The 23,474-nt window shown below is 70.4% G+C and carries 19 protein-coding genes and 2 pseudogenes; 6 read left to right on the forward strand and 15 right to left on the reverse strand.

Annotation, left to right across the window (positions count from 1 at the left end; all coding sequences use genetic code 11):
- The 3 genes and pseudogenes from QK442_RS33385 to hydA all read right to left on the reverse strand — a co-directional run.
- A pseudogene (locus QK442_RS33385) lies at positions 1 to 507 on the reverse strand (transporter); the annotation flags it as partial.
- Between the two features lie 477 nt (positions 508 to 984).
- Positions 985 to 1,998: pseudogene (locus QK442_RS33390) on the reverse strand (TIGR03842 family LLM class F420-dependent oxidoreductase).
- Positions 1,999 to 2,043: 45 nt separating this feature from the next.
- On the reverse strand, positions 2,044 to 3,435 hold the full coding sequence (hydA, locus tag QK442_RS33395) for a dihydropyrimidinase (protein WP_282697872.1): 1,392 nt from the start codon (positions 3,433 to 3,435) through the stop codon (positions 2,044 to 2,046).
- A 473-nt stretch (positions 3,436 to 3,908) separates the two neighbouring features.
- Here hydA and QK442_RS33400 point away from each other — a divergent pair, with 473 nt between their 5' ends.
- Both QK442_RS33400 and QK442_RS33405 read left to right on the forward strand, forming a co-directional pair.
- Entirely contained in the window at positions 3,909 to 4,280 is a 372-nt protein-coding gene (locus tag QK442_RS33400) for an STAS domain-containing protein (RefSeq protein WP_229883383.1), read from the forward strand.
- 332 nt (positions 4,281 to 4,612) lie between these two features.
- Positions 4,613 to 5,203, forward strand: coding sequence for a helix-turn-helix domain-containing protein (locus QK442_RS33405; RefSeq protein ID WP_229883363.1), 591 nt, complete (start codon positions 4,613 to 4,615; stop codon positions 5,201 to 5,203).
- A gap of 28 nt (positions 5,204 to 5,231) precedes the next feature.
- Here QK442_RS33405 and QK442_RS33410 read toward each other — a convergent pair whose 3' ends face one another.
- Genes QK442_RS33410 through QK442_RS33420 form a run of 3 tightly spaced genes read right to left on the reverse strand, consistent with a single transcriptional unit; the run spans position 5,232 to position 6,759 of the window.
- Complete coding sequence (locus QK442_RS33410; protein WP_282697873.1) at positions 5,232 to 5,561, reverse strand: hypothetical protein; 330 nt, start codon at positions 5,559 to 5,561, stop codon at positions 5,232 to 5,234.
- Complete coding sequence (locus QK442_RS33415) at positions 5,558 to 6,187, reverse strand: Asp23/Gls24 family envelope stress response protein (protein ID WP_282697874.1); 630 nt, start codon at positions 6,185 to 6,187, stop codon at positions 5,558 to 5,560. The genes QK442_RS33410 and QK442_RS33415 overlap by 4 nt, the downstream gene beginning before the upstream one ends.
- Positions 6,178 to 6,759, reverse strand: coding sequence for a sigma-70 family RNA polymerase sigma factor (locus tag QK442_RS33420; protein ID WP_229883365.1), 582 nt, complete (start codon positions 6,757 to 6,759; stop codon positions 6,178 to 6,180). The genes QK442_RS33415 and QK442_RS33420 overlap by 10 nt, the downstream gene beginning before the upstream one ends.
- Positions 6,760 to 6,929: 170 nt before the next feature.
- Between QK442_RS33420 and QK442_RS33425 the strand changes: the two genes are divergently transcribed.
- From QK442_RS33425 to QK442_RS33440, 4 genes are read left to right on the forward strand one after another with little or no spacing between them, the layout of a single operon-like run.
- On the forward strand, positions 6,930 to 7,412 hold the full coding sequence (locus QK442_RS33425) for an Asp23/Gls24 family envelope stress response protein (RefSeq protein ID WP_189848485.1): 483 nt from the start codon (positions 6,930 to 6,932) through the stop codon (positions 7,410 to 7,412).
- Between the two features lie 58 nt (positions 7,413 to 7,470).
- Positions 7,471 to 7,653 (forward strand): hypothetical protein, encoded by a 183-nt coding sequence (locus QK442_RS33430; RefSeq protein ID WP_189848486.1) that lies wholly within the window; start codon positions 7,471 to 7,473, stop codon positions 7,651 to 7,653.
- Positions 7,650 to 8,564, forward strand: coding sequence for a DUF6286 domain-containing protein (locus QK442_RS33435; RefSeq protein ID WP_282697875.1), 915 nt, complete (start codon positions 7,650 to 7,652; stop codon positions 8,562 to 8,564). The genes QK442_RS33430 and QK442_RS33435 overlap by 4 nt, the downstream gene beginning before the upstream one ends.
- Positions 8,557 to 9,081, forward strand: coding sequence for a hypothetical protein (locus QK442_RS33440; protein ID WP_282697876.1), 525 nt, complete (start codon positions 8,557 to 8,559; stop codon positions 9,079 to 9,081). Before QK442_RS33435 ends, QK442_RS33440 begins: the two co-directional genes overlap by 8 nt.
- Before the next feature lie 797 nt (positions 9,082 to 9,878).
- Here the strand turns inward: QK442_RS33440 and QK442_RS33445 are convergent.
- From QK442_RS33445 to QK442_RS33485, 9 genes are all read right to left on the reverse strand, one after another.
- Positions 9,879 to 11,525, reverse strand: a complete 1,647-nt coding sequence (locus tag QK442_RS33445) for a sulfite exporter TauE/SafE family protein (protein ID WP_282697877.1) — start codon at positions 11,523 to 11,525, stop codon at positions 9,879 to 9,881.
- Positions 11,522 to 12,610, reverse strand: a complete 1,089-nt coding sequence (locus tag QK442_RS33450; RefSeq protein WP_282697878.1) for a tetratricopeptide repeat protein — start codon at positions 12,608 to 12,610, stop codon at positions 11,522 to 11,524. The genes QK442_RS33445 and QK442_RS33450 overlap by 4 nt, the downstream gene beginning before the upstream one ends.
- 342 nt (positions 12,611 to 12,952) lie before the next feature.
- A complete protein-coding gene (locus tag QK442_RS33455) occupies positions 12,953 to 14,467 on the reverse strand; it encodes a DUF4331 domain-containing protein (protein WP_282697899.1) in 1,515 nt (504 codons plus the stop codon).
- 872 nt (positions 14,468 to 15,339) lie between these two features.
- A complete protein-coding gene (locus QK442_RS33460; RefSeq protein WP_282697879.1) occupies positions 15,340 to 16,086 on the reverse strand; it encodes a class F sortase in 747 nt (248 codons plus the stop codon).
- A gap of 89 nt (positions 16,087 to 16,175) precedes the next feature.
- The gene (locus QK442_RS33465; protein WP_282697880.1) at positions 16,176 to 16,880 is read right to left on the reverse strand and encodes a hypothetical protein; all 705 of its coding nucleotides are present in this window, start codon (positions 16,878 to 16,880) and stop codon (positions 16,176 to 16,178) included.
- 446 nt (positions 16,881 to 17,326) lie between these two features.
- Complete coding sequence (locus tag QK442_RS33470; protein WP_282697881.1) at positions 17,327 to 18,199, reverse strand: DUF4394 domain-containing protein; 873 nt, start codon at positions 18,197 to 18,199, stop codon at positions 17,327 to 17,329.
- Positions 18,200 to 18,861: 662 nt separating this feature from the next.
- Entirely contained in the window at positions 18,862 to 19,512 is a 651-nt protein-coding gene (locus QK442_RS33475; RefSeq protein ID WP_282697882.1) for a fasciclin domain-containing protein, read from the reverse strand.
- Positions 19,513 to 19,603: 91 nt separating this feature from the next.
- Positions 19,604 to 21,196, reverse strand: a complete 1,593-nt coding sequence (locus QK442_RS33480) for a molybdopterin-dependent oxidoreductase (protein WP_282697883.1) — start codon at positions 21,194 to 21,196, stop codon at positions 19,604 to 19,606.
- A gap of 67 nt (positions 21,197 to 21,263) precedes the next feature.
- Complete coding sequence (locus QK442_RS33485) at positions 21,264 to 23,297, reverse strand: MMPL family transporter (protein ID WP_282697884.1); 2,034 nt, start codon at positions 23,295 to 23,297, stop codon at positions 21,264 to 21,266.
- Positions 23,298 to 23,474: the final 177 nt, after the last annotated feature.

Below are 23,474 nucleotides of genomic sequence, written 5' to 3' on the forward strand. Positions count from 1 at the left end.
TCCTGAGGCTGTGGCCAGGGTCTCAAGTCCGAACAGATCCGCGCCGAAGAATCGATAGCGGACAAGGTCGATGCTACGGCGATGCTCGCGTACGGCATGGAGGTCGTAGCGGGTGTAGTCGCCGGCGACACAGATCAGCCGAGGTCCGCTCCAGTGCACCTGGGCCGCGGCCGTTGCCCCGAGCTGATCGCGGACTAGGTGCTCAAACTCGCTTCGATGGTCCACGAGCCAATTCAAGTAGAAGAGTCCCTGGTTGATGACTCCCGGGTCCGTCCCCCGCTTGTATTCGACCACGACGGGTGCACCGTTCTTGTCCAGCCCGAGCGAGTCGATTCGACCGGCATGGACCGGCCCCGTGCTGTACTCGGACGCCAGGAAGGTCACACCCAGCAGCGACTCCATATCGGCCTCGACGAGCCGCTGCACGCACACCTCTGTAGCAGCGAGCCGCGGAGCGATCTCACTCGCTCCGCGGCTCGTCGCATGGAACAGCCGCAGTTCCAACACCCCCTCCGATGGACCACCGTCAACGCGATGCGAACCTCGCATATTTCCGTGCGAGGGGCTCACTTCTCGGGGTCGTCCTCGGAGAGATTTCCGCTCGGGCCTCCACGCCCCCCGGGGTCATCTCGCCAAGGCGCAGCTGTCGGCGCGCCGCCACACCAGCGGCCGAGCCCCTGGAACATCCGGCACCTGACGCTGAACGCACATGCTGATCACGCCCCGCAAGCAGGTGACTGGCATCCCAGCACGAACCCAGCACGGTAGGGATGAGCAGAGGTGACGAGAGGTGACGAGAGGTCAGCTGTCCCAGCACCATCCCAGCACGGGAAAACGAAAGAGGCCCGACCCCAAAGAGTCGGACCCCTTCTCACCTGCACGTTTGCTAAATCACCGACGTGGCGATATAGAACCCGCTACACATTGAAGCGGAACTCCACCACAAAGAGCCTGCCCTTGGGAGCTGGATCCCGAACGGCTTCGTCAGCCGAGGGCGAGGATGATGTCGGTGCCGTAGGCGTCGATGGTGCCCTCGCGGTGGTCGTGCATGGCGTAGACGGCGAACTGGTCGACGCCGAGGTCCTTGAGGTGGCGGAGCTTGTCGATGTGGGCCTCGGCGGGGCCGAGGAGGCAGAAGCGGTCGACGATCTCGTCGGGGACGAAGGTGGTGTCGGGGTTGTCGGCGCGGCCGTGGTGGGAGTAGTCGTAGCCGTGCCGGTCCTTGATGTACGCGGTCAGCTCCTCCGGGACCATGCCGGAGTGTTCGCCGTACCTGGAGACGAGGTCGGCGACGTGGTTGCCGACCATTCCGCCGAACCAGCGGCACTGGTCCCGGGCGTGGGCCAGGGCCTCGGGCGAGTCGTCGGCGGTGACGTACGCCGGGGCGGCGACGCAGATGGTGAGCGCGTCGGGGTCGCGGCCGGCCTCCCGGGCCGCGTTCCGCACCGCCTTGACCATCCACTCGGTGAGGAAGGGGTCGGCGAGCTGGAGGATGAAGCCGTCGGCCTTCTGCCCGGCGAGCGCGAGGGCCTTGGGGCCGTACGCCGCCATTCAGACCGGCAGCTTCCCGTTCCTCACCCACGGGATCCGGATCGGGTTGCCGTCGACCTCTGCCTCGCGGCCCTCCGCCAGGTCGCGGATGACCTCGATCGCCTCCCCGAGGCGGGCGAGGGTGTTGGGCCTGCGGCCGGCGACGCGCATGGCGGAGTCGCCGCGGCCGATGCCGCAGACGGTCCGGTTGCCGTACATGTCGTTGAGGGTGGCGAAGGTGGAGGCGGTCACCTCCCAGGTGCGGGTGCCGGGGTTGGTGACCATGGGACCGACGTGCAGCTTGGTGGTGTGCTCGAGGATCCGGCTGTAGATGACGAAGGGTTCCTGCCACAGCACGGCGGAGTCGAAGGTCCAGCCGTAGCGGAAGCCGTTGCGTTCCGCCCGGCGCATCAGGCCGACGACCTGCGAGGCGGGCGGGTCGGTCTGCAGGACGAGTCCGAAGTCCACGCGGGACCTCCAAGTTCGAGTCGGTGCGTTGAGACCCCAGGCCGCTTAGCCCAGGTACTGACAGAGTCCGCGCGGCACGAACGCCCCGTGCCCGGCGTGACCCGTGTATTTCCGCTGGTCGACGACGAGCTCACCCCTGGACAGGACCGTTTCCACCTGACCGGTGATCGTCCTCCCCTCGTACGCCGAGTAGTCGACGTTCATGTGGTGGGTCTCGGCCGACAGGACCTGGGTGGCGTGCGGGTCGTAGATGACGACGTCCGCGTCCGCGCCCGGGGCGATCGTGCCCTTCTGCGGGTAGATGCCGAACATCCGGGCCGGGGTCGCGCAGGCGATCTCGATCCAGCGGCGGCGCGAGATATGCCCGTCCACGACGGCCTGGTGGAGGAGATCCATGCGGTTCTCCACGCCCGGCAGGCCGTTGGGGATCTTCGAGAAGTCGCCCCGGCCCAGCTCCTTCTGGCCCACGAAGCAGAACGGGCAGTGGTCCGTCGACACCACCTGGAGGTCGTTGGTCCGCAGGCCCCGCCACAGCGCCGCCTGGTGCTCCTTCGGCCGCAGCGGCGTCGAGCACACGTACTTGGCGCCCTCGAAGTCCGGCTCCGCCAGGTTGTCCGTGGACAGGAACAGGTACTGCGGGCACGTCTCGCCGAAGACCGGCAGCCCCATGTCCCGGGCGGCGGCGAGCTCCGCCACGGCCTCCTGCGCCGACACGTGCACCACGTACAGCGGGCTGCCCGCGACCCGGGCCAGCTGGATCGCCCGGTGAGCGGCCTCAGCCTCAAGCAGCGCCTTGCGGACCTCGCCGTGGTAGCGGGGATCGGTCTCGCCCCGCGCCAGGGCCTGTTCGACCAGGACGTCGATTGCGATGCCATTCTCGGCGTGCATCATGATCAGCCCGCCCGTGTCACCGGCCACCTGCATCGCCCGCAGGATCTGCCCGTCGTCCGAGTAAAAGACCCCCGGATACGCCATAAACAATTTGAACGAGGAAACGCCGAGTTCGACCAGCTTCGGCATCTCACGCAGCGTCGCCTCGTTCACGTCCGACATGATCATGTGGAACGCGTAGTCGATCGCGCAGTTCCCGTCCGCCTTCTCCATCCAGGCGTCCAGGCCGGCCCGAAGCGGCTCGCCCTTCGCCTGCACCGCGAAATCGACGATCGTCGTGGTCCCGCCCCACGCCGCAGCCCGCGTCCCCGTCTCGAATGTGTCCGACGCGAACGTGCCACCGAAGGGCAGCTCCATGTGTGTGTGCGCGTCGACGCCGCCCGGGATCACGTACTTCTGCGACGCGTCGATCACCCGGTCCGCCGTCCACTCCTGCGTCCCAGGCGCCGCCAACGCCACCACCCGTCCATGCTCGATCAGCACATCCGCGTGCACCTCGTCCGCGGCCGTGATCACCAGACCACCGGTAATCAGAGTCCGGGTCATTTCCCAGCCATCCCTTCACGCCGACCAACGAACAGGCCACCACCGGCACGGGCCGGGGACACACCCCGGCCCGCCGGCCCCCTCACGCCGCCACCCCGCACGGCACACGGCCTACTCCGCCAGAAAACCCCTGGTCACGCGACCGAACAAAACCCTTGACTTCGTTGGCATGGTGCCTGGAGATCGCGTAGCGGCCTGCAGGGACATAGCCGCACCACGTCCCCGGTCCGTGGCATTTCCGATCAGCTCTATGGCATCCGGTCCGTCGGGCGCTCCGCTCCGCTGTAATTGACGTCCGGCCACGCAGCGGCTCACACTCCAGCCAGACGGTTGGACACCTCAGCCTGCGGTCTGTGACGCTCCTCGGGCGCAGTTCCCCCTCTGCGCCCCGATCCGGGCCACCGCGCAGGTGAAGCAGCTGGTGCCACCGTTTCCCCGGCCCGGCCCGGGGGTGTTGTGAGTGCGTGAGCATCATGATCAGTTCCCCGATAGTCGCCCTGCCGGACACGGACGAGGCGGACGCCCCCGCAGTGGACCTCAGCTGCGTCTCGTGCGGTGACACCCTGCGGATGCGGCTCGCCGGTGAAGTCGACCACTTCACCGCGACACCGCTGAGGGTCGTACTGACCACGGCCGCGGCCTACGGATACCGGCATCTCGATCTCGACACCCGAGCCATCACGTTCTGCGACTCCGCGTTGCTCGATGCGCTGGCCGGCTGGTGCCGCAGCGGCCGCACCGTGTCCCATACCGCCACCTCCCGGCCGGTCGGCCGGCTCCTGGCGATGGAGCGCGACCTGGGCCGCCCCTCGGCGCCGGGCGCGTGGAAGGTGACCGGCCGGTGATCTTCGGGGCGATGACGGTCGTACCGCTCCTCCTCGTACCGCGCCTTCTGGCGCCGCTCCTGGCGTTGGGCCCGGCCGGGCGACCGGGCCGCCGCCACCGTGTGCGCGTTAGAGCACGCTGACCCGTACCAGGCCGGTGGCCCGTGCTCGCGTCGAGCGGACACGGGCCACCCGGCGGTCATTCCTCGCCGTGGCAGTCTTCTGCCACTCCCCGTACGTGACGGGCCCCGTCGGGCGGCGACTCCTCATGCGTGGGCGTGTGGCGCTGCTGCGTCCGGGTGATCATCCGTAACCTCGCATCACGGCCGGTGCGCACGGATTGTCACATAGGTATGACAACAGCGCATCAGCAGGTGATCCCTCGTCAGACCTTCGCCTTCCCTGCGGCAGGGGCGTCGCGGCGCAGGCAGGATGACCTGCCCGAGCCGGACGAGCGGCGCTGGCTGCGGGAGCGGTGGGGCCTGTCGACCAGGCAGGTGGCGGCGGCGTTCGGGGTGACACCGGCGACGGTGCGGTCCTGGGAGCACGGCCGTTCGGCACCCCGGGGTGGCCGCAAGGAGGCCTACCGGCGGTTCCTGGCCGGCCTGGCCCAGCACGGCGAGGTGACCCGGTCCCGCGCCGCGCGCGGTGACCGGTGTCCGGGGGCGGACGTGCGGCGTCCGGCACACCGCCCGGCCGCCCCTGTGACACCCGCCCCCGTGTCGTCACCCCCCGTGACGCCCGCACTGCGGCAAGGCGGCACGCCCAGGCCCGCGTGCCCGGCCGCGTCCGCGGCGGGCTGGGTGGTGCGCGTCGGCCCGGGCGGGGCGGGGGCGGATCCTGTGGCGCCGGAGCGCATCCGGCGCCATCGGCTGCTCAGCGCCGCGGCCTGCGTGTGGTCGCTCGCCCTGTGGGTGCTCCTCACCTGTCCACCGTCCTTCTGACAACGCCGGCCGGATGGGTGTCGACCGGTCACACGATGCCGGTGACGGTCACCCGCACAGCGCCCGGTGTGGTGGCTGCCGCCTCCGCGGCCGCCGCCCGTACGGCACTGGCGGTGTTGGCGGCCTGGTGCTGTGCGCGGACGACGATGTCGATCCGCAGGGCGGTGGTCCGGCCCCGGGAGTCGTAGGCGATGTGCACCGCGGTGCCCGGATCGGACCGGTCGGCGGCAGCCGGCTGTCGTGAGCTGCCCGCCCGCAGCAGGGAGCGCAGGCTGGGACGCAGGCACGCGACGCCGGGGACGGCCAGGACGGCGTCGGTGACCTGCTGGGTGAGGACCTTGGCGCGGTCGCTGTTCACGGCCTGGCCTCCTGTGGCTGGGTGGGAGGGTCGTGGAGGTCGGTGACGGTGACGTCCAGGTCGCCGAGGGCCAGGCCGAGGTGCTGTCGGGCGGCACGGATCAGGCTTTCGCGCACCGCGCAGATGGTGTCTGGGAGGTCTTGTCCGTAGGCGACGGTGATGCGGAGGTGGACGGTGGAGGGGCCGCGGGTGGGGTGGGTGCGGCTGCCGGGTGGGGTGATGCGGCAGCTTCCGGCCAGCACGCCGGGCACCTGTTCGGCGGCGGTGCGCAGGGTGCGGGCGGCGACGGACTCGTAGATCCAGCTGTCCTCGCCGGTCTCGCCGAGGGGCAGGGTGCGGCCCGGGCGCAACTCCAGGCGGACCGCGTCCATGACGCGTCGCACCACGGCGGTGGTGTCGATGTCGGTGGGTGGAGCGGCCGGGGGGAGTACGGCGGCCCGGAGGTGTTCCAGGTCGGCGACGGCCTGTCTGCAGGAGGGGCAGGTGGCGGTGTGCGGGTCGGTGTCCGGCCGGTCGGCGTGCTCCCATACGGTGGCCAGGTCCCTGCCGCAGGCGAGGAGTTCGAGATCTTTGTCGTCCGGGTTCTCGTCGGGGTTCTCGTGGGGGTGGGGGGTGTTCATCGCCATGCGACCATCGCCTCCGTCAGCATGCGCCGGGCCCGGAAGACGCGTGCGCGGACCGCTTCGGGCCGGATGCCCACCGCCTGGGCGATCGTCTCGTACGGCTGTCCTTCGATCTCTCGCAGGACCCAGCAGACCTTCTGCTCGGCGGACAGGCTGCCCATGGCCTGGGCGAGGTCGCGTACGGCGGCGTGCGACTCGGCGGCGCGGGCGGGTGAGGACTGGTGTTCCGGTGCGGCCGGTTCGGCGACCGCGTCGAGGTCGGCCGCGGGTCTGCGGGCCCGCAGCAGGTTCAGGCACCGGTTGGTGACGATGCGGTACAGCCACGTGCGGAACCCCGCCTCGCCCCGGTACTCGGGAAGGCTCCGCCACGCGCTGAGGAAGGCGTCCTGGACGGCGTCCTCGGCTTCGGCCCGGCTGCCCATCAGGCGTTCGGCGAGCTGCATCATGGCCGGCGAGTGGCAGTGGACCAGCATCTCGAACGCCTCCTCGTCTCCTTCCGCGGCCCGTACCGCCAAGAGCCGGTCGCCGGCCTCGGCCGTCTCCTCATCGTCGTCCGGGCCCCACCGAGCTTTCAACGCGGGCTCCTTCCAGCCTCCACCGCTTTGACACCGCCCGCTCGGCTTTCGTTACGCCACCCGGATCCGAACTTTCGTTCACCCGTTCACGACAAGAGGTCCGTAACGCACCGCGCTCTCGCGGTGTCAAAGCAGTGCAAGCACACACCGACCCCATCGAGGGAGCAGTCATGACGGCAACGCAGGAGAAGACCCCGGTCCGCATGGACCACGCGGCCGGCCCGGTACCCGGCGCCGGCCGCACGCAGGTCGACGAGCCCGGCGGCACGCACGGCAGGACGTCGATCGCGGACACCGTCGTCGTCAAGATCGCCGGGCGGGCGACGCGGGAGGTCCCCGGTGTCCACGACATGGGCGGCGGCCTGTCCCGGACGCTGGGCGCGGTCCGCGACCGGGTGCCCGGCGGGCGCCCGAACGTGGGCCGCGGCGTGAAGGTCGAGGTGGGCGAGCGCCAGGCCGCCATTGATGTGGAACTGGTCGTGGAGTACGGCGTTCCGGTTCCGGACGTGGCCCGCGACGTGAGGGAGAACGTGATCGCCGCGGTGGAGCGGATCACGGGCCTGGAGGTCGTGGAGGTGAACATCGCCGTCACCGACGTCCACCTGCCCGGAGACGACGAGGACGACAACACCATCGAGACGCGGGTGGCGTGAGCGGCTCGCGCCGCGTCACCGCACGGACAACGTCGACGAGGGAAGGAAGGCAGCAGCCATGAGCAGGGACGTCCTCGGGCTGATGGTCGGGATGGCACTGGGATTCGCCGGCTGGTTCGGGGGCTTCGGGGCCTTCCTCCTGGTCGCCGCCCTCGGCGGGCTCGGCTACGCGGCCGGCCGCCACGCCGAGCGGGGCGGCGACCTGCGCGACCTCCTGATCGCCGAGCGCAGGCACCGGTGAACACCGCCGAGCGGGGCGTCACCACCGTCGCCGACCGGGTGACGGCCAAGATCGCCCGGCAGGCGGCCGCCGAAGCCACCGCCAAGACCGGCGGGCACGTCCTCAGGTCGGCGGCCACCACCCGCGGGCGCCACGTCGAGGTGACTGTGGAGGTGGACCTCCCCCCGTCCGCACCGGCCGACACGGGCCGGATGGTCCACCTCCGCGATCACCTGACCGACCGCACCCGGCACCTGACCGGGCTGGCCGTCACGCCCGCACGTCTGCGGGTCCGCAGGCTCCACCCGCTCGCCGCCCGCCCTCTGCCAGAGGCCGAGCAGCAGCAGCCGGCCACGGTCGGCAGGTTGTGGTCCCCGCGTCGTGCCGCCGCCACGGGTACGGCCTTGGGCGTGGGCGTCCTGGCCGCACTGACGCTGTGGTCCGTCCTGCACCAGCACCTGCCCGGCATTGCCGCGCCGCCGTGGGAGCAGGTGCGGCAGTGGGCTGCCCTGTCCGGCTGCCGGTCTCTCGCGCGGCCGGCAGCCCTGGCGGCCGCCGCTGCCGGGGCATGGCTGGTTCTCCTGGCCGCCACTCCCGGACACAGACGCCTGCTGCCCCTGGGCTGCCCCCGGTCGGCCCGGGCGGTCATCAGCCGCACGCACGCCGCGCGCCTGATCCGGGCGGCCGTCACCGAGGTGCCCGGGCTGCGGGTCCACTCCGTCCACTTCACCCCGCGCAAGGTCACCGTCCGCGCCGAAGCGGCCTACGGCACACCGCACGACGTCCGCGGGACGACCAACACGACCATCGAGCGCACCCTGAGGAGCATGGTCCTGCGACACCCCCCGCAAGTACGGCTCCTCCTGCGCCCCGCCCAGGACCCGCACACCGCCCCCGACCGGCGGCCTGCACAGGAGGACGGGAATGCGTAGCCGCACCGTGGCCAACCGGACGGCGCTCGCCCTGACCGGTCTCGCTCTCCTGGCCTCGGGAGCCGCCGCCACCCGGTGGGGCGAGGAGAGGATCCTCACAGCTGCCCTGCGCCACCTGGAGCCCACGGATCACCGCCTGCTCCTCGCCGCGAGCAGTGCCGCCCTCGCCGCCTCACTGGTCCTGCTCACCGCACAGATCCGGCGCCCGGGCCGGCGCCGCCTGAACCTTCCCGCCCCTGGCTGCCGACTCGACAGCCGCGCCGTCCGCCACGCCGTCCAAACCGGCTGCGCCGCCGTCCCGGGGGTCGTGCGGGCCCGCTGCCGCCTCACCGGCCGCCGGGGCACGATGCGCCTGGCCATCACCCTGACCGTCAACGGCACAGCACACCCCGGCGAGGTCTTGACCGCAGTGGCCGACGGTGTCCTGCCGCAGATCACCCCCCTGCTCACACCTCGTCGACTCCACACGCGTATCCGTCTGCGGGTCCAACGCCCCCGGCCGCACCGAACCCGGTGAGACGCGGCCGGCGGAGCCGTTCCCACGGTGACGGGCAGCCCCTGCGTGGGAACGGCTCCGCTGCCACGGCCCCGCCTGCGCGGGCATGTGCCCCAAAGGGGCGATTATCGCTGTTACGCGCGGAGCAGCGGCATGCCCGACGCGCGGCTGTGGCCGCTCCCTCTTCTCGCGGCCACAGCCCTCAAGTCGCCACCGCAGGCCGGTGAGTACTGCCGACCCTCGTGCACCAGCTGACCGGGTCCGCGGCAGGAAACCTGGCCGCACCCATCACCAAGGCCGCTTGCCGCAGTGACCAGGCTGTGCCCTCACAGCGCGATGCCCGCCCTGCTCCACCCTGTTCCGGTCGACGTACGACAATGGCGGTTCGTCGAGGGGCGGATGGCGCTCCCGCCCGGCGACCGCCACCGCTACGTCACGCGGTCCACCGGATCCCCCCGCCACCGGGCTGCCGGACGGCATGGTCGAGGCCCTCGCCGACCTATAAACGCTGCAACACGGAGCGGACCTGAAAGCCCACTGCCTCCCGCATGCCCATGGGGTCGGGCCGACGGGTGACCCGGCTGTGCAGGAACCCTGTCGGCGTTCGCGAGTAAGGGATGCCGGCATGCGGGGCCGGCCTGCCGGAGAACGCGCCCCATGAAGAAGCGCGTTGGCCGACGTTCCGCCTCCAGGCCTGGGGCACGACTTCGGTCCCCCGGCACGCAGCCGCCGGCCAACACTCGACCGCCCTGATGCAACCCTTTGCGCGACCGGAGCGGGCTGCCGAGACAGGGCCAGCTGGCAGGTCTCCCAAGCATTCAGGGGGTGAGGGCGCGTACGGTCAGTCCGAGCCCGACCACGACGACCAGGGCGGAAGTGCCCACCGGTCCGATGCACGCGGCGGCACCGACGAGCCGGCGCAGCCGGGGCTGATCACCGGCCTGCTTGATGCGGTGTTTGACGTGGAGGAGCAACAGTCCGGCGAGGGTCAGGGTGGCAGCCATGCCCAGGCCGTAGGCGAGGACGAGGAGCACGCCGAAGGCGGTGCGGCCGAGGGCAACGGCGCCGAGGAGGACGACGAGCGCGGAGGGGCTGGGAACGAGTCCGCCGGCGATGCCCATGCCGATCAAGCCGGCTTTTCCGGCCGGGCGGGGGGCGTGGGTGTGCTCGGAGGGCGTCTGCTCCTGGGTTCTGCGCGAGGCGGGTACCGGGGCCGGAGCGGTGAGGAGGCGAGGAGAGGCGGTAGCAGATACCGCCGCACCAGTACGGTCTGCCGTCGGCGGAGCCGGATGGTGCCCCACCCCGTGCTCGTGGTGGCGCCCGTGATCGTGGTCGTGGTCGTGGTGGTGGTCACGCCCGTGATGGTGGTCGTGGTCGTGATGGTGCCTGTGGTGGCGATGGTGGTGGCCGTGAGCGGGCTTGTTGCGGAGGGCGCGGGTGAGAAGCCACAGGCCGATGGCGGTGATGATGAGTCCGCTGGCGGTGCCGAGCCAGGCCAGGACGGTTTCGCCGGCGAGGTGGGTGGCGGTGGGGAGGGCGAGGCCGAGGACGAGTACGCCTGCGGTGTGGGTGAGGGTGACGGTCGCGCCGACGGTGACGGCGTCGCGGCGGGTTCCGCGGCGTCCGGCGAGGTAGGCGGCCATGATCGTCTTGCCGTGGCCGGGCAGGAGAGCGTGGGAGGCCCCCAGGGTGATGGCGAGGAGGAGGGCGAGAAGGCCGACGGGAAGGGTGAGTTCGTGCCGGGAGACGAGCGCGTCGAACCAGCCCGCGATCCGGCCGCCAGGTGTCCCCGCCGGACCGGCGGCGGGCGTGGTGGTGTCGGTGGCGCCGTTGGAGGGGGTGGTGTGCAGTTCGGCGGTGCGCTGGTCCAGTGGGCTGGCCAGCGGGTCGGGCGGGTAGCGGCGGAGTTCCTGGGTGGGTGAGGTGGTGGGGAGTTCGGTTCCGGTGATGCGCAGTCCGATGCCCTTGGCGGTGATCTCCCGCCATCCGATGCGGTTGGTGTCGTAGCGGGTGTCGACACTGATGTCACCGCCGCGCTCGAGGGGGGCGGACGCGGTGTAGGCGCAGGTGAGGCGGCTGGTTTTGAGTCCGGCTTCGCCGGGTTCCCAGGTGAGCTGTGCCGTCTTGGGGTTCCATCGTGCTGGGCCTGCGGGGGTATGCAGGTCCAGTTGCTCGGCCAGGGCTGTGCAGGTGCCGCGTGCGTATCGGGTGGTTTCGGCACCGGTGAGGATCTCGTTGTTGTCGGTGTCGATGAGGGGGCGTTCTTGGAGGGCGGCGATCTCAGCGCGGTCGACGATGACGGTGGCGTCGATGCGGTCCGGTTGGAGGGTCAGGCCGGTGTGGTAGTTGACGGTGAAGTTGCCCAGCGGGTGGGCGGGTGCGGCTGCTGCGGCGGGGGTGGTCAGGCCGCAGAGGGCGGTGAGCAGGCCGGTGGCTGCGGTGAGGGCGCCGTGTGCGGGGGTCATGGGGTGCCGATTCGCTTGAGGAGGGCACGCGCGTGGGCGGCGTGCAGCGGGTTGAGTGCGGGGGCCGGGCCGAGTGCTGCCTGCAGGTCGGCGGTGGCGGCCGCTTGGTTGCCCAGGGCGTGGTGGATGGCGGCGCGGTGGTAGCGCCACAGTGCGTGCCGGGTGCCGAGCGCGAGGGCTTGGTCGGCGTGGTCGAGGGCTTCGCGGTGTCGGCCCGCTTTGTGCAGGGCCCAGGCGTAGGCGTCGTGGACGGCGACGAACGGCCTAGTTCGCAGGGCTTGTTCGGCCATGGTGATGGCGCGAGCGGGGCTGCCGTGGTCGGCTTCGAAGAGGATGGCGTCGGTGTCGGGCGGGTCACCGGCGGATGTTCGGAGGGTGTCCTGGGCCCGGAGCAGCGTGAACTGGGCTTCGGCCTGTTCACCGTGTCCGAGAGCCTGGTGCGTCTCGCCGAGGGCGAGCAGGAGGTGCGGCAGGGGTGCGATGTCCGTGGCGCGCTGCCAGTCGGCGCGTGCCTGAGCCGTCTGGCCGAGAGCGGCATGGGCACGTGCTCGGGCGTCGAGGAGTGCGGGGTCGGCCGGTGTCTTGCGCAGCCCCTGGTCGGCCTCCTTCAGTGCGAGGGGGGCGTCGCCGTCCTCAAGGGCCAGGCTGGACAGGCAGGCGTGGGCGAAAGCCCGCTCGCTGTCGGTGGTGGCAGCGGTCAGGGAGCGCCGCATCAGTTCGGCGGCTCGCACGGTGCTGCCGCGCAGCTCGAAGACATAGGAGGCGCGAGCCAGGGATGAGGCATCGGGGCGCAGGTCGTTCATCTTCTGCACGGCCCGTTCGGCGTCGCGGTACTGGCCGAGTTGGGTGTGGGCGTCGGCGAGTACCCCGTACGCGGCGGGGTTGTAGGGGTCGCTGGTGATGGCCTTCTCGGCCCAGGTGCGGGCGGCGGTGAAGTCGTGGCGGGCGGCGGCGAGCGCGGCCATGCCGGTTTCGGCGGTGCTGTTGCCGGTGGGCTGCAGGGCGAGGGAGCGGCGCAGGGCCTTGTCGGCTGTGGTGTAGAGGGCGGGGTCGGCCGTGGTGCGTGCCTGTTCGATGCGAGCCATGCCGAGGGCCGACCACGTGTCCCAGTCGCCCGGCAGACGTTCCAGGCGCGCGGTGAAAGCCGCTACCGCGACCGCGGGCTGGGCGGCTGCGCCAGGGGGTGCGGAGGCGCGCAGCGGCGGTGGACCAGGGGGGACAGCCGGGATGAGTACGGCTCCGGCGGCGAAGATGGCTGCGCCCAGCGCGAAGGTGAGGGCAACGGTTTTCACTCGGCGCCGGCCGCGCGCTGGCGTGGGCGGGTCAGGTTGCATTGGAGGTTGTCTTTCCTGCGTGAGTGACGCGCTCCCGGGGCCTGAACGGGCGCGGTCTGGCCCCGGGAGCCTTGATGATGCGGTGGCGTCACATCAGCCGCGGTTGCGGCGTCGCATCCGCCAGCCGGCTGCCGCCAGCAGAGCGGCTCCCACCCCGCCGAGGGAGGCCGCGGACTTCTCCTTCGACGTGGCCATGCCGGACGGTCCGCTGTTGACGGACTTGGTGTGCGGCAGGGCCAGGTAGGGGAACGAGGTGCCGAAGGGAACCTCGTTGGCGTTGACCTTGTCGCCGTCGGCGAGCGCGGGGACGAGCTGTCCGGTCTGGGCGGCGCCCTCGACGGCCTGCAGCGAGATGTCGATGACGTCGTCGGTCAGGCGGCGTCCGTTGGGGAATCCGGCCAGGTCTCCGGCGAGGACTCCGTACCGGTTCGGGTTCGCGGCCGGGGGCACGGCCATGTTGAGGCGCAGCTCCTCCGCGGGAACGACCTTGCGGAGGTTTGCGTCGCGGTTGAGGCGGTGGGCGTTGAGGTCGGCCTGGATGGGCCCGCACGCCTTGCAGATTCCGGTGAGGTAGATCTCGAACAGGTCGTTGCGCGGGGCGGCCGGCGCGGGGACGCCGTAGACCTGCTGGATCAGCTTGGGCAGGATCGGGTCGAGGACCTTGTCGACGACCGGCTGGACGGTACGGTCCTGGTCGGGGTTGAGCGTGTTGAAGGCGTCCTTGAACTTCAGCGGGACGACGACCTCGTTCACCAGCGGGTTGCCCAGGCGGGAGACCTGCTTCCACTTGTCGCCGTGACCGGTGCGCGAGTCGGAGACCTGCACGCCCTTGCGGTCGGTGGTCGACCAGATCCCCACGACCGGGTTGCGTGACGGGGTGTAGTTGAGCGCCAGGTACTTCTTGGGGATCTGCAGGGCGACGGAGTTGACGTTGTAGCCGGCCAGCGTGTCCTGCCCGCGCTCGGACAGGTCGCCGCCGTACAGCAGGTCGAAGACCCGAAGGTCGGCGAAGAAGGGGTCCTCTGCCTGTCCGGCGAACGTCTTTCCGCCGCCCGGCAGGGAGCGCACGGCCTGGGCGCGCAGGGAGGCGTAGTTCGGCATGGAGGCCGGACCGACGCGGGAGGGCGCGGCGGGCACGTTGGCCAGCAGGGTCCTGCTCGTGTTGCCGCGGGTCTCGATGAGGTCGTAGACCTGCCGGAAGTTCAGGTCCGGGTCGTTCAGGGTGGTGACCTGGCCGGTGTTGTAGAGGAACTGGTTCGCATCGTCGCGAGTCCGGTTCTTGAACCGCCAGGTGTACGTGATGTCGGCGTTGCCATCACCCGTGTTGTCGATCTTGATATTGTAGCGGAGGTCCTCGCCGAAGGCGTAGAAGTTCGGTCCGCCGTTGGGCTCCTCGAACGGGATCCAGTTCGCCAGCAGGGTGACGGTGTCGGACTTGTCGGGGCTGGTGAACGCGTACACGTCGGTGTTGTCGGCGCGAGGATCACCGGCGATCAGCGGGGCTTCGCGGTGGCTGGAGGCGGAGCTGACGCCAGGGCCGAGGGTGAGGACGGCCATGGCGGTCGCCAGGGCGCCGGAGCCGAGGACGAGCAGGGAGTGGTCCAGCATCCGGCGTCGGCCGGACGCCGGGGAGGTTGCCTTCACGGAGGGGTGTTTCCTTTCCAGCAAGGTGCGTACCGCGCCAGACCCCATCAGGGAGGCAACGGTTCGCCACGGGTTTGTACAGGTGGCGGTCGGCACCGCGGCGAACGAGGGGTTCGCACTGCCCGAGCAAGGTCAGGAAAGGCAACGGGGACTGACCAGGCCCAGGCACACCATCGCGCAGGGCTGCGCAGGGCGAAGAAAACCACGGCCGGACGACGTCGCGTGTCTGGCTGTCGCCCCGCGCCGGTGCGCCCGGGATCGGCTGCGTGAGAAATCCGCAGGTCACAGGCGTGAGTACGCCCGCCTGCGCGCCATCCGAGTCGTCGACGACACGTCGCGCGCTGTTAGCCCGAACGAGACAACACGTCCTTATTGCAAAGGAGTTGCAGTAGCCGCGGCCGTCCACGCCCGTGTGATTCTGTCAGCGCGAGTCCGGCACAACCCACGGCTGGTATCGCTCCTCGTAGCCATGACCACACCGTCATCGCGGACAGCCCCGCGCCTTCTCGGTCTTGGTCGGGACCATCGTGGTTGCTCAGCGCCAGAGCCGGCGACCATGGTCGGGAGGTGCCGCTGGTGCGGCTCCGCCGCCGTCGCCTGAGCGGGAGAGTGCCCGATCGGCCCGCTCGGAGTGCGACAGCCCGGCCTGCGAGGCATTCTGAAACCGGCTCGACGTGCTGTAGGAGGCCGCTGGAGAGCCCGCATCGAAAGGCCCGCCACCCAGGGTGGCGGGCCTTTCAGACTGTTACGGGTTGCCCCCTCCACGCGCGTGCGTGGGCGCGGGCATGCTGACCGCAGGCGCTGGCCAGTGTGGGTGGTTGCGCGGGAGCGGGGGGTCAGTCGGCGGGTTGCAGGTGGGCGAAGACGACGAGGTTCTCGGTGTAGTCCTTGGCCGTGCGGTCGTAGGGGCCCGCACAGGTGATGAGCCGGACGAGAGCGTCGGGGGTGTCGTCGTACACGCGCTGGTTCGGGAAGTCGTCCTTGCTGAAGCTCTCCACGGAGTCGACGAGGAAGACCGCGGTGGTGCCGTCGGCGCGCGTGACTTCGAAGGAGTCGCCGGTCTGAAGTTCGCCGAGCCGGGCGAAGACGGCCGGTGCGGTGGCCGTGTCCAGGTGGCCGGCGATGAGCGCGGTCCCCCGCTCGCCGGGAGCGATGCCGGCGGCGTGCCATCCGACGAGGTTGACGTCGTCGGCCGGGGGTGGATCCAGGGCCCCTGAAGGCCCGATCTCCAGGTCGGTGAACGGAGCGTCTACACCGATCTTGTCGATCTTCAGGCGGGTGGGGATCGCTCGCGACATGGCGGGACTGGACGTCGGTCCGGTTCCCGGCGGGGCCTGGTGGGGCGCGCGGGAAGGTGTCGAGGCGCCGACGGGGGCCGACAGGGCCGTGGAGGATGCCTCGGATCGTGGAGTGTCAGCCTCGCCCTGCGTGAACGTCTTCGGTCCGAGGAGGACCAGGAGCGCGGCGAGTGCCGTCGTCCAGAACACCGTGGGCGCGACCCATCGTGCCGGACGGCGGCGGGAGGCATCTTCGCCGGCGGAGTCGGGTGGGGGTTGCTTCACAGACGTCTTCTCATCGGGCATGGCGGATCCGGGGTCGCGTGGCGAGCAGAGACGGTTTCCACGGCGCAGGGGCTGCCCTCAGTGCGGCAGCTCCTGCGCCGGGTCGGCTATCACGCGGACGCGCCGGCAGTCTTCTTACGGCGGTAGAGAACGAACGCGCCCGCCCCGGCCGCCAGCACCAGCGCACCGGACAGGCTCACGCTGTTCCCCGCGAGGCCACCGCCACCGGTGTGCATGCCGCCCTTAGGCTTGTCGTGCTTGTAGCCCTCCGACTTCTGCTGCTCGGGCTTGCCCCAGTCATCGGCGTTGACCGCGGACAGCGCGCCCGACCCCGTGTGCATACCGCCGTACGGCTTGTCGTGGTCCTTCTTCTCGTGCTTGTCCTTGGACCAGTCGTCGCCGCCGATCAGGGACAGGGCGCCGGAGCCGGTGTGCATCCCGCCGTGCGGCTTGTCGTGGTCCTTCTCATGCTTGCCGCCCTTGTCATGCTCCTTCGACCAGTCGTCACCGCTGACCGCGGTGAGCGCGCCGCCACCGGTGTGCATCCCGCCGTGCGGCTTGCCGTGGTCCTTGTCGCTCTTGTGGTGCTCCTTCTTGCCGTGCTCGTCCTTCGACCAGTCGTCACCGCTGACCGCGGTGAGCGCGCCGCCACCGGTATGCATCCCGCCGTGCGGCTTGTCGTGGTCACGCTTCTGGCTGTGGGCGGAGTCGCCCTTGTCCCAGTCCCCGGCCGTGAACGCGTAGGCGCCGGGCGTGGTGAGTGCCAGAGCGGCGGCGGTGGCGGTGGCGGCAAAGAGAATGCGGGCAGAGCGCATCAAAGGCTTCCTTCCATCCGCTGCGTCAGCAGACCGTTGTCTGCTTCCATACGCAGCGACATGGCCCACCGTCAGCTCTTCAGTGACGGACCGCCACCTGAGCTAGTGCATAAGAGAAACAGCGGCAGCGTTACCTGCCGGCCGTACGTGAGCAGCGCGACATGACCGGAGGAAGCCGGCTTCCACGCCAGATGAGGCTGGGACTCAGCGCAGCGCCCCCTGCGGGAGGGGGCGCTGTGTCTGAGGATGTGGTCAGTCTCCGAGGCAGCAGATCAGCGATGCCGGCAGGAGTCCTTCCCATCCCAGGAGCCGGGTCTCGTTCCTGCCCGGCTCGATACGTACTTCGAGGCCGGAGACGGGTGTGGGCTGCCAAGCGTCATCGGGTCCGGGCTCGCAAGCGAGGGCCGAAAGGCGCTGGGGCGACTGACCGTCTGCGTGTGGGCCCGTCAGTTCTGGTCCAGGGGCAGGGCGATGTCGACGACCTGGCGGGAGGCGGGGAAGGCACCGACGAGGTCGGCACGGCCGTTGAGGATGTTGATCTTGTAGAAACGCTGCTTGCCGTCGGTGGACAGGGCGGCGAAGCCGCGGTTGGAGCCGTCGGATGCCTTGTAGTAGATGTCGAATCCGGCCGACGGGCCGGCGTTCGCTCCGAGGTTCCCGGTGGGTGCGAGGGTGCCGGCGTTGGCCGGGGACTGCAGCGAGACGCGGTCGTTGGTGGTGTCGATGTCGAACAGCGAGGTCGCGGTGGCCGCGCTGAGGTCGTTGTTGGTGTACGCGGCGCCGGTGACGCCCAGGGCGGTGGAGGGCGGCATGGTCGGGTTGGTGAGCGTGCCATCGACGACGGTGGGGGTGGCGGGGGAGTTGACGTTGTGGCGCAGGTTCTGTCCGGTGTCGCTGATGACGCGCAGGCGGTCGGCGGCGGGGTTGAAGTCGACGCCGAAGTGCTTGCCCTGGAGAGCGACGGTCAGCTGGGAGACCTTGACGGCCTTCGCGCTGCTGCTGAGCGTGTAGACGCCGCCCTTCTCGCCGACGCCGTAGAGCTTGCCGTTCTGGACCCGGAAGTCAATGCCGACCAGCACCGTGTCGCCGCGGAGGCCGGAGACCTTCCCCAGCGCCCAGGTCTCGGACGGCTTGTGGACATCGAAGCCCACCAGGCGCTGGTCCGACGTCAGGCCCACGCTGATCAGGCTGTGGCCCGCGGCGCGGTTCCCCGGCCCGAACGGGCTGGCATCGCCCGTGTGGGCCGAGGCCAGCACGGGCGACATCAGGGCAGCAGCCACCGCGGCAGCCGTGACGGTGGTGGCGATGCGAGTACGCACGAGAGGACTCCGATCGATCAACAGCCCACACCCATGTCGGGGGCGAGTCTGTGAATGCTTCGACACCCCCTGCCGCAAAGGATGGGCGCTATAGCCCTCAATCGCCCGGTTGGCTGTCAAAAGTCCTATCGCCACACCCACCCACAGCCCAACGCCGCGCGCTGCCCTGAAAGTGACCGGACTTCATCCAGAAGAAGAGACATGCATCGGGTGAGGGGGAGTGGAGAGCTTCACAGTGCGGCCGTGTGACACATAGCCCGCGTGCACGCGATGAATCTCTCACGGGAGATGTTGATTGTGGCCGGGCAGTCGACCTAGCCTCGGGATTGCCCCGCTGCCAGCACGCGGCCGAAAGTGTGGCTCGCCGCCCAGCGAGCGAACCGCTGTTGAACACCCGAACGGCTCGGACATGCCCCTCCGCGTCACGCAGGCCGGGGATCTGCGCACGATGCCCTCAAGCACTTGGGGGATCTTACCTCCGCCCGTGTAGCGCTAGAAATGATCTCCGAAGATCGGAGCGCGATGATCCGGTGATCAAACACATGCCGCTCAGGGATGGCGGACGGATCCGGCTGTGCGGTGTGCGGCCGTGACGTCGGCGCGCTGTGCCCCTTCGAGACGAAAGGGCACAGCGCCGGCATGCGTTGCTGCTGGGGCGGCGTTTACTTGGGCATGAGGACGGTGTCGACGATGTAGACGTTGGCGTTGGCGGTCTTGACGTTGCCGCAGACGACCTTGGAGGTGTCGTTGACGGTGTAGTTCTCGCCGGACCCCTTGGTGGTGATCATGCCCTTCTGGAGGGTCTCGAAGGAGCCGTTCTCCAGCTGCTTCGGCGTCAGCTTCTCACCGACGACGTGGTAGGTGAGGACCTTGGTGAGCATGTCCTTGTCGGCGAGAACCTTGTCGAGGTCGGCCTTCGGGATCTTGGCGAAGGCGTCGTTCGTCGGCGCGAAGACCGTGATGTTCTGCGCGTTGTTGAGGGTGTCGACCAGGCCGGCCTTCTTCACGGCGGTGACCAGGGTGGACAGGGCCGGGTTGTTCGAGGCGGCGGTCGCGACGGGGTCCTTGGCCATGCCGTCGAAGGAGCCGGCGCCCTCCTTCGGCACGCCGGCGCAGGCGGGGCCGAAGGGCTGGTCGTCGGTCATCGCGCTGTCCGACGGGGTGCTCTCGCTGGTCTTCGCGGCCTCCTCCGGGCCCGCGGAGGGTGCGGCCTTGGTGTCGCTGCCGGAGTCGGAACACGCGGCCAGGGACAGGGGCAGCAGGGTGGCCGCGGCGACGGCGATCGCGGTGCGGCGGATCTTCATGCTGTTCATGATCGGTTGCTCCTTGAAGGGCTGTTCTCTGGGGTGTCGGTGTACGGATTGGTGCTGTCCCGTGCGCGGCTCGCGGGCCGTGCCGGGTGGTCTAGGTGACGGTGACGAAGACGCTGTGCCAGCCGCTCGCTCCGTCGGGAATGGTCCGGGTGCGCTGCTCGGTCTGGACCTGGCCGGTGCCGTCGGTGGCGCGGACGGTGAGGTTGTGGCCGCCGGGGGTGGCGTTCCAGCGATAGGTCCACTGGCGCCAGGTGTCGGTGCCTGCCTGGGCGGCGAGGTCGGCGTCCTGCCACGGTCCGTCGTCGATGCGGATCTGGACCCGGGTGATGCCGCGGCGCTGGGCCCAGGCGACCCCGGCGATGGTGACGGTGCCGGCGGCGGGGCGGGCGAAGGGCTTGGGGGTGTCGATGCGGGACTGGGTCTTGATAGGCGCCTTGCGGGCCCACTTCCGCTTCACCCAGTACGGGTCGTAGGCGTCGAAGGTGGTGAGCTCGATGTCGGTGATCCACTTGCAGGCCGACACGTATCCGTACAGGCCGGGGACGAGCATCCGGACCGGGAAGCCGTGGTCGAAGGGGAGCGGCTCGCCGTTCATGCCGACGGCGAGCATCGCGTCCCGGCCGTCCATCAGGTCCTCGACCGGCGAGCCGAGCGTCATACCGTCGACCGACCGCGCCACCAGCTGATCCGCTTTCCCGCCCCGTGACGGGGGGACCACGCCGGCTTCCTTCAGAAGGTCGGCGAGGGGGACACCCAGCCAGCGGGCGTTGCCGATGTAGGGGCCGCCGACCTCGTTGGAGACGCAGGTCAGGGTGATGTCCCGCTCGATGAGAGGGCGGGCCAGGAGCTGGTCGAGGGTGTAGGTGCGCGGTCGGGTAACCCCCTTGCCGTGAATCCGCAGCCGCCAGGTGCCGGCGTCGACCTTGGGCACGGTCAGGGCAGTGTCGACGCGGTAGAAATCGCGGTTGGGGGTGGTGAAGGCTGTGATGCCGGGGACCTTCAGCTGGACGCCGGCCGGGAGAGCGGGGGCGGGAGAGGAGGGTTTGGGCAGGGCCAGGGCCTCGCGGGAGGCGACAGCACCTTGGCTTTGTCGACTGGTGAAGAACCGTCCCAGCGCTCCGGCCGTGGTGGCCGCCGCGGCGGTCACGCCGGCCGCCGTGAGGAAGCCGCGCCTGTCCCACGACAAAGCGTCGGACTGGCCGGCCTCGCCGACCGGGGCTGGGGCGGTGAGGGCTTTGGACGCCAAGAGGTACAGCACGCCGGCTCCCGCGACCGCTCCCGCGATGGAGGGCAGTACGTCACCGAGGCCGCTGGAATCGGGACGGCCGAGGGCGGCTGCGGCCCCGATGACCCCGAACAGCAGAACGCCCGCGGCTCCGATGCGTCGATGCGACAGGGCGAGGATGCCCAGGCCGATGGCGATGAGGGTGAGGATCGCGAGAATCCCGAGCTGCAGAACCGTCTTGTCGTTCTCTCCGAACGTGCGGATCGCGAAGTCCTTCACGGCCGCCGGCGTCCGGTCGATCACCGCGCCGCCCACCACCGTCACCGGTCCGGCCGCCGGCCGCACCAGTCCAGCGACCAGCTCGGCCACGGCCAAGGCCGTGAAGGCGGCCAGAAGCCCGGCCAGCGCGCCCCGTGCGGCGCGGAAGAGGGTCCTGCGGAAGCTGCTCACACCTGCCATTCGGCGTGCCCCGCCGGGCGGATTGGTTCGACCTCCAAAAGAGTGAACTCTTCTTTCTGGATTGCCTTCACGGCGCGGACGCGGACGCGGAGGCCGCCGGCCGGCCGGCTGCATCAACGCCTTGGGCAGGTTGAGGGCCGCTACCGGAAAGGGCGATGTCACGGGTCAAGCGCGTGGGCCACCAGGCGCAGTGGCCGAGGTCGAGGATGAGGGCGGGGACGAGAAAGAGCCGCACGAGAAGGGTGTCGATGAGGACGCCGATGGCGACGACGCAGCCGATCTGGGCGAGGTACAGAAGGGGCATCACGGTGAGCGCGGCGAAGGTGGCGGCCAGGATGAGTCCCGCGGCGCTGATGACTCCGCTCGTGGTCTGAACTCCGCGCTGGACTCCGGCCAACGTGCCGTGGCGAACTGCTTCGGCGCGGATCCGGTGCACGAGGAAGATGTTGTAGTCGACGCCGAGTGCGACGAGAAACACGAAGGAGAACAGCACCACGGCCGGTTCGGTCGCCGCGCTGGCGGAGACCAACCGGAAGAGCAGGGCGGCAACACCGAACGCGGTGAACAGACTGACCCAGGCAGCCGCGACCAACAGCAGTGGCAGCAGCAAACAACGCAGCAAGACAATCAGAACAGCCAGAACCACGACCAGGACCAGGGGCATGATCAACCGGTGGCCGCGCACGGACGCCTGGTGCAGGTCGGCAAGTTGCGCGCTCTGACCGCCGACCAGCGCCCCGGTCCCGGCCAGCGAGCCGCGCAGCCGGTCCACCGTGTTGCGGGCGATGGCGCTGTCCGGGGCGTCCATCAGCGTGGCGAGGATTTGTGACCTGCCCTCGGGACCGGGCAAGGGTGCGGCGACGGCCGCCACACCAGGTGTGGCGGAGATCCGGTCGCGCACGTCGGCTGCCTGGGCGGCGGAGGCGACGATGACCAGGGGGCTGGCGGTCCCCGCCGGAAAGTGGCGCGCCATCACCTCGTGCCCGGCGGCCGAGGGCGCGCCGGCAGGCAGAGCCTGGTGCAGCGGAACGCCGCTCTGGGAAAGCAACGGAGCGAATGACGCCCCCGCGACGAGCGCGAGCAAGCAGCCGGCCCAGACGCGGCGGGGCCGCCGGGCCGTCGCGCGGGCGATCCTCGTCCACATCGCGGCCGTCCCCCGCGGGGAAGAAGGCCTCAACACCCGTTGGCCGCACAGGATGAGGGCGGCCGGCAGGAAGGTCAGGGACACGAAGGCGCAGCAGGCCATGGCGATCGCCACCGCAGGCCCCAGGGCCTGCTCGCCAGGAAGGTCGCTGAACGCGAGGGTGATCATGGCGCAGGTGATGGTCGCCGCGCTGGCAAGGACAGGTGGCGCGGTGGCGCGGCAGGCGGCTTTCATCGCCGTAGAGGTGTCAGGCTTTCCGGTGCGCTCTTCGCGGTAGCGGGCGGCCAGCAGGAGGGCGTAGTCGGTGCTGGCGCCGACGACGAGGACGAACACGATGCCCTGGGTCTGGCCGTCGACCTGCAGCAGGCCCGACCGTGCCAGTGTGTACAAGGCGGCACAGGCTACCGCCAGGGCCAGCAGCGAGGCCGCGGTGGCCAGCAGCGGCATCAGCACGCTGCGGTAGACGAGGAGGAGGATCACCAGGACGCCGCCGAGGGCGACGACCAGCAGGGTGCCGTCGGTCTGTGAGAAGGCGCCGTCGAGGTCGGCTTGAGCAGCTGCTGGGCCCGCCAGGTGCACGGTTGTCGAGGCGGCCGTAGCGGCCGTCTCGCGGATGCGCGCGAGCTCGGCGGGCAGGTCGGCAGGTCCGGTGGTGATCACGGCGGTCATGGCCCGGCCGTCCTGGGCGAGGACGGGAGCAGCGCCGTCGGCCAGACGGAAGGCGACCTGGCGGATCTCCTCCTGCTGGTCCGGCAAGATCCGTTCACCCTCGGTACGGGGGGTCCAGATCACGGCGAGGGGCAGCGGATCTTCGGCGCCCGCCGGATTGAGCAGATCGGCCACCCGGGCGGATTCGGCCGCGGCCGGCAGCTGCACCTCCTGGCCGGCCTGCGTGACCTCTTCGAGCCGAACGGTGTAGGGGCCGGCGGCGACAGCCAGGACCAGCCACAGCAGCACTACGGCGAACGACCTTGCACGGTTGAGCCTCAGCACGAAGCCATCTCTCTGTCGTTGCTGCCGGGCACGCCCTGCGGACGGCGGCGGCAGCAGAGCACGGGCGCCCGGGATTGCACTCCGTCTCCGATTCGGCGCGGCACCAGAACCGGGATGGGAGGCAGAGCCGGACATCACCCG

The organism is Streptomyces sp. CC208A (assembly GCF_030010625.1).
Lineage (GTDB): Bacteria > Actinomycetota > Actinomycetes > Streptomycetales > Streptomycetaceae > Streptomyces.

Coding starts and splice junctions, on each gene's coding strand:
- QK442_RS33450 (WP_282697878.1), bottom strand. CDS start 12,610: ATGGCTCGCATCGAACAGGCACGCACCACGGCCGACCCCGCCCTCTAC.
- QK442_RS33405 (WP_229883363.1), top strand. CDS start 4,613: ATGACAACAGCGCATCAGCAGGTGATCCCTCGTCAGACCTTCGCCTTC.
- QK442_RS33480 (WP_282697883.1), bottom strand. CDS start 21,196: ATGGCAGGTGTGAGCAGCTTCCGCAGGACCCTCTTCCGCGCCGCACGG.
- QK442_RS33425 (WP_189848485.1), top strand. CDS start 6,930: ATGACGGCAACGCAGGAGAAGACCCCGGTCCGCATGGACCACGCGGCC.
- QK442_RS33465 (WP_282697880.1), bottom strand. CDS start 16,880: ATGCGCTCTGCCCGCATTCTCTTTGCCGCCACCGCCACCGCCGCCGCT.
- QK442_RS33400 (WP_229883383.1), top strand. CDS start 3,909: ATGATCAGTTCCCCGATAGTCGCCCTGCCGGACACGGACGAGGCGGAC.
- QK442_RS33440 (WP_282697876.1), top strand. CDS start 8,557: ATGCGTAGCCGCACCGTGGCCAACCGGACGGCGCTCGCCCTGACCGGT.
- QK442_RS33430 (WP_189848486.1), top strand. CDS start 7,471: ATGAGCAGGGACGTCCTCGGGCTGATGGTCGGGATGGCACTGGGATTC.
- QK442_RS33475 (WP_282697882.1), bottom strand. CDS start 19,512: ATGAACAGCATGAAGATCCGCCGCACCGCGATCGCCGTCGCCGCGGCC.
- hydA (WP_282697872.1), bottom strand. CDS start 3,435: ATGACCCGGACTCTGATTACCGGTGGTCTGGTGATCACGGCCGCGGAC.
- QK442_RS33415 (WP_282697874.1), bottom strand. CDS start 6,187: ATGGCGATGAACACCCCCCACCCCCACGAGAACCCCGACGAGAACCCG.
- QK442_RS33445 (WP_282697877.1), bottom strand. CDS start 11,525: ATGACCCCCGCACACGGCGCCCTCACCGCAGCCACCGGCCTGCTCACC.
- QK442_RS33460 (WP_282697879.1), bottom strand. CDS start 16,086: ATGCCCGATGAGAAGACGTCTGTGAAGCAACCCCCACCCGACTCCGCC.
- QK442_RS33455 (WP_282697899.1), bottom strand. CDS start 14,467: ATGCTGGACCACTCCCTGCTCGTCCTCGGCTCCGGCGCCCTGGCGACC.